Source organism: Kitasatospora sp. NPDC059088, assembly GCF_042738155.1.
Lineage (GTDB): Bacteria > Actinomycetota > Actinomycetes > Streptomycetales > Streptomycetaceae > Kitasatospora.
Window position 1 is genome coordinate 1 of sequence record NZ_JBHYGR010000035.1, and the last position, 5,181, is coordinate 5,181.

4 protein-coding genes and 1 riboswitch are annotated in these 5,181 nt (G+C 72.9%); of the genes, 2 read left to right on the plus strand and 2 right to left on the minus strand.

Annotation, left to right across the window (positions count from 1 at the left end; translation table 11 throughout):
• The first annotated feature begins 158 nt into the window (after positions 1 to 158).
• Positions 159 to 1,394, plus strand: a complete 1,236-nt coding sequence (locus tag ACFWXO_RS17785) for an IS701 family transposase (RefSeq protein ID WP_380524820.1) — start codon at positions 159 to 161, stop codon at positions 1,392 to 1,394.
• A gap of 138 nt (positions 1,395 to 1,532) precedes the next feature.
• Here the strand turns inward: ACFWXO_RS17785 and ACFWXO_RS17790 are convergent, their stop codons facing one another.
• Together ACFWXO_RS17790 and ACFWXO_RS17795 are read right to left on the minus strand one after the other, a co-directional pair.
• The gene (locus ACFWXO_RS17790) at positions 1,533 to 3,215 is read right to left on the minus strand and encodes a hypothetical protein (RefSeq protein ID WP_375889965.1); all 1,683 of its coding nucleotides are present in this window, start codon (positions 3,213 to 3,215) and stop codon (positions 1,533 to 1,535) included.
• A 53-nt stretch (positions 3,216 to 3,268) separates the two neighbouring features.
• Positions 3,269 to 3,652 (minus strand): ArsR/SmtB family transcription factor, encoded by a 384-nt coding sequence (locus ACFWXO_RS17795; RefSeq protein WP_380401448.1) that lies wholly within the window; start codon positions 3,650 to 3,652, stop codon positions 3,269 to 3,271.
• Positions 3,653 to 3,733: 81 nt separating this feature from the next.
• Positions 3,734 to 3,928, plus strand: a riboswitch (cobalamin riboswitch).
• Positions 3,929 to 3,959: 31 nt separating this feature from the next.
• Here ACFWXO_RS17795 and ACFWXO_RS17800 point away from each other — a divergent pair.
• Positions 3,960 to 5,081, plus strand: coding sequence for a HoxN/HupN/NixA family nickel/cobalt transporter (locus tag ACFWXO_RS17800; protein ID WP_375889961.1), 1,122 nt, complete (start codon positions 3,960 to 3,962; stop codon positions 5,079 to 5,081).
• Positions 5,082 to 5,181: the final 100 nt, after the last annotated feature.

The window sequence follows — 5,181 nt, forward strand, 5'->3', positions numbered from 1 at the left end:
AAGTACGTCCAGTACGAGGCCGACTCGGGCGCACGCCCAGCCGGGCGCCCAACGCCGCGCGCTGATCTGCCAAGATCCGCCGGACAGGCCCTAGTAGTGCTTTGTTACGTGTTGCGCGGGGTCTGGGCAGGTTGGCGGTTCGGCGGTTCGCTGTCGGTGTGACTCCGGACGAACTGGCACTGTTACGTGATGAGTTGGAGGCGTTCGCGGCGGAGCTCTTCGCTCCGTTGCGGCGTGCGGACCAGCGGGACAAGGGCCTGGGCTATCTGCGTGGTCTGCTGCTGGACGGACGGCGCAAGTCGATGCAGCCGATGGCCGAGCGCCTCGGGATCGACCACCAGCGCCTGCAGCAGTTCATCACCGCCTCGACCTGGCCGGTCGAGGCGGTGCGGGCTCGGATCGCCCGCCGGGCGGTGGAATCGCTGGCACCGGCCGCCTGGGTGGTCGACGACACCGGGTTCCCGAAGGACGGCACCGCCTCGCCCGGGGTCGCCCGCCAGTACTCCGGGACGCTCGGCAAGGTCGGCAACTGCCAGGTCGGAGTGAGCGTCCACGCGGTCACCGACCAGGCGTCCTGCCCGCTCGACTGGCGTCTGTTCCTGCCCGCCGCCTGGGACCCGGAGCATGCCGCGGATGAGGCCGCCGCCGCCCGCGCCGGGCGGCGGCGGGCCCACTGCCGCGTCCCCGACAGTGAGGTCCACCGCCCGAAATGGCGCCTCGCGCTGGAGATGCTCGACGAGCTCGCCACCTGGCACCTCACCGCGCCGGTCGTGGTCGCGGACGCCGGCTACGGCGACAACGCCCACTTCCGCAACGCGCTCGACGAGCGCGGCCTGCGGTGGATCGTGCAGGTCAAGGGCCTGGCAACCGCCCACCCGCTGGACGCGCTCCCCCACCAGCCGCCCTACGGCGGACTCGGCCCCCGCCCCAAGCCCCGCTACCGCACCCGCCCGATCCCGCTGGCCGAGCACGTGCGGGCCGCCGGCCGAGCGGCGGCCCGCACGATCACCTGGCGACACGGGTCCCGCGACCGCCTGACCGGCGACTTCGTCGTCCTGCGGGTCCGGCTGGCCGGACGCCGGCCCCGGCCCGCGGAGAACGGCACCATTACCGCATGCTGGCTGCTGGCCCAGTGGCCCGCCCACCTGGCCGAGCCGTCCCACTACTGGGTGTCCAACCTGCCCGCCGACACACCCGTCGAGGACCTGGTGGGCCTGGCCAAGATCCGCTGGCGGATCGAGCACGACTACCGCGAGCTGAAGACCGCCCTGGGCCTCGACCACTTCGAGGGCCGTTCCTGGACCGGCTGGCACCGCCACGTCACCCTCGTCACCGCCGCCCACCTCTTCGTCACCCTCGCCCGGAGCCGCCCAAAAGTGCCTGCTCGGGCATGACCCTCTACCAGGCGGTCAGAGCCCTCCAACACCTCCTGGCCACCTGGAACGGCACATGCCCGACCTGCCAGCGACCACTGCCCAGACCAAGACCAGCCCCGACCTAACAAAGCACTACTAGGCCCTGTCCGGGGCCGGTCAGGGCCCGGCGGTGAAGGCGACCCGGGTGCAGTGCCGGCCGGTGCGGACGGTGAGGCCGTGCTCGGGCAGGCCGGCCGGGTCGCCGCCGTCGGAGAGCCAGCAGGCGACGGCGGAGCCGAGCAGCAGGGGGTCGAGGACGGGCTCGGGGCTGCCGAAGTCGCGTGCGGCGTGGGCTTCGAGGAGTCGGCCGCCGGGCAGCCGGAGCAGGTGCCGGGCCGGGCCGAGGGCGGCCACCGCGACGGCGAGGCCGGGCAGTTCGAGGGCGGTGTCGGCGAGCCACTCGACGGCGGGGCGTTCGGCCCGGGCCTCGGTGCGGGCGAGGACTTCGGCGGTGTACCGCAGGGCGTCGCCCGGGTGGTCGTCGGTGAGGGCGTGGAAGCCGCGCGGGGTGTGGTCGTCGGGGTGGAAGGGGTAGCGCCGCAGGCTGACCTCCGTCCCCTCGCTCTTGCCCTCGACGTCGTACGCGCTGGGCCCTTCGCCGCCTCCGGGCCGGGGCGCGGGCTTGGGGTAGGGCGGCAGGACGGGTTCGCCGGCGGGCTCGTCGAGGCCGTCGAGGAAGGAGTAGAGCAGTGGGCGCAGCAGTCGGGCGGATTCGCCGCGGTGGGCGAGCGAGCGGTCGGTGATGGCCGTCAGGTCGGTGCGGTCGTCCGGGGTCCGGGCCAGGGCGAGTTCGAGTTGGGCGGCGAGGTCGCCGTCGGGGTCGAGGACGGGTGCGGCCTGGCCGAAGGCGTAGCTGGGGGACCGCGGGTCGAGTTCGGCGGCGCCGGTGGCGACGATCATCGTGGGCCGTCGCAGGGCGGCGCCGTAGAAGGAGACCGAGCCGTGGTCGCCGATCATGACGTCGGCGGCGACGAGGGCGGCCTGCCAGCCCTGGTGGGGCGGGACGAGGCGCAGGCCCATCCGCCGGGCGTCGTCGAGCAGGGCCGCCGGGTCGTGCCGGCTCCAGATGTTGGGGTGCAGCACGACGGCCACCGCGTACTCGTCGGCGGGCAGTCGGCGGACCAGCCGCTGCGGCAGGTCGGGGTGACGGCCGAATAACGAGTGCTCGCTCCAGGTGGAGTCGACGACGACGAGTCGCCGGCCGTCGACGGCGCCGAGGGCGGCGCGGTAGCCGTCGCGGGAGCGTCGGCTGCGCAGGATCCGGTCGAAGCACGGGTCGCCGACGACCTCGGCGACGTCCAGGGCCTCGGGGCAGGAGGCCCGCAGCCGGTCCAGCTGTTCGGGGTGGGAGAGGCCGAGGACGTCGACGAACACCTCTCCGCGGTGGGTGAGTTCGTTGCGGGAGAGGCCGGCGGAGCTGACCGCGTCGCCGGTGGACTCGGTGACCAGGCGGTTGTAGCCGGCACCGTGCGGGAGGACGACCAGGCGGGCGTCCAGCCGGTGCATGGAGGCGTGGACGGCGCAGGCGACGGCCAGGTCGAAGCGGTGGCGGACGGCGTCCTCCCAGTCCAGCACGGTGTAGCCGGGCAGGCCGTGGAGGTACTCGTCCAGGGCGCGGTCGGCGAAGGCGGAGCCGGGGTTGACGGTGAAGTACCGCTCGATGCCGTCCGGGTCGAGCAGGGTGAGGACGTCCAGGACCCGGGTCGCCGAGGTGAGGGTGCGGGCGACCGCCAGCACGCGGGCCTTGACCGGGCGGGTGTTCCAGCGGTCGGCGGGCCAGACGTGGGGGTGGGACGGCACATCGTGATCGTACTCACCCCGCCGCGCCCCCGGCGTGGTTTGCCGAGTGTCGGTCAGCCCGCCGCCGCGGCGGGCTCCTCGTGGTCGGCGGCGGCGCACTCGTCGAGGAGGGGGCGCAGGGCGTCGTCCACGAGCCGGTAGCGCACCACGCGTCCGTCCTTGTCGCCGGTGACCACGCCCGCCGTGCGGAGCAGTCGCAGGGCCTGGGAGACGGCCGGGTCGCGCATGCCGGTGGCGACCGCCAGGTCGCTGACGGCGAGCGGGCCGGCCCGGTGGAGGGCGAGCAGCAGGGCGAGCCGGCCGGGGTCGGAGAGCAGGGAGAACCGCTCGGCCCAGGTCCGGACGTGGGCGGTGTCCCCGATGGCGGCGATGGCCTCGCAGACCCGGTGTCCGTCGATGGTGCGGTGGCCCGCGCGGTCGGCCGGTACGAGATGCATGCGGACATTCTGGCAGCTCACGACCTGTGATCCTGGACACCTGCACAGGTGCGCAACCTTGCGAGGGTGTGGTCCTGCCCCTACGGTGTTCCCCGCCGTGGTGCTCGGGAAGACCGGTGACGGACCCTCAACAGGTCCCATTCCGGAGCGGCCCTCGCCACTGTGATCGGGGGACAGTCGTCCGGATCCACGTGCCACTGGGTGCTTCGTGCACCTGGGAAGGCGGGTCGGGAAGCCCCGTGAGCCAGGAGACCGGCCACGGCATCTCACGAAGTCATTCCACGAGGTGCTGGAGCGTGATCCGAAGATGACCCTGCCCGAAACCGCCGCGCCCGCCGAGGCGGGCCCCGCCCCCTCCGTACTGCCCACCTTCCGGTGGAAGCGCGAGGACACCCTCCGGACCGCCGGGTTGATGGGGGTGATCCTGGCCATGCACGTGGTGGCCTTCGGGACCCTCGTCTTCCTGGTCGCGCCGCACAACTACGCCGTCGGCACCCAGGTCTTCGGGGTGGGCCTGGGCATCACGGCCTACACCCTCGGCATGCGGCACGCCTTCGACGCCGACCACATCGCGGTGATCGACAACACCACCCGCAAGCTGATGGCGGACGGCAAGCGGCCGGTCTCGGTCGGCTTCTGGTTCGCGCTCGGCCACTCCTCGATGGTGGTCATCATGGCTGCCCTGGTGGCGGGCGGCGCCCAGCTGGCGAACACGCTGATGGACGACGACTCGGCCACCCACAAGTGGCTCGGGCTGGTCGGCACCACGGCCTCCGGCGCCTTCCTCTACCTGATCGGAGCGCTCAACCTGGCGGCGCTGCTCGGCATCCTCAAGGTGTTCCGCTCGATGCGGGCCGGGCAGTTCGACGAGTCGGAGCTGGAGGCGCACCTCGACTCGCGCGGCTTCATGGCCCGGATCCTGAACCGGGCGACCCGCTCGATCACCCGGCCCGGGCAGATGTTCCCGGTCGGCATGGTGCTGGGCCTGGGCTTCGACACCGCGACCGAGGTCACCCTGATGGTGATGGCCGGTTCGGGCGCGGCGGCCGGGCTGCCCTGGTACGCGATCGTCTGCCTGCCGCTGCTGTTCGCGGCCGGGATGAGCCTGTTCGACACCCTGGACGGGACGTTCATGAACTTCGCGTACCAGTGGGCCTTCTCCAACCCGGTGCGCAAGGTGTACTACAACCTGACCATCACCGGGCTGTCGATCGCGGTGGCCTTCATCATCGGCACCATCGAGCTGGTCGGCGTGCTGCACGAGAAGCTCGACCTGACCGACCCGGTGACCGGGTTCATCGCGGACATCTCGCTGGACAACGTCGGCTACGCGATCGCCGGGCTGTTCGTGGTGGTGTGGGCGATCGCCATCGCGTACTGGAAGCTGGCGGGCGTCGAGAAGCGCTGGACGCCCACGCAGCAGCAGTAGCGGTGGCGGCAGTGCCCGCGCGTCGCGAACGGGGGCGGCCCCCCCCGCGGGGGGGGCCCGTGCCGTACCCCCGCCCAGGCCCGGCCCCCGTCGGCCGGCG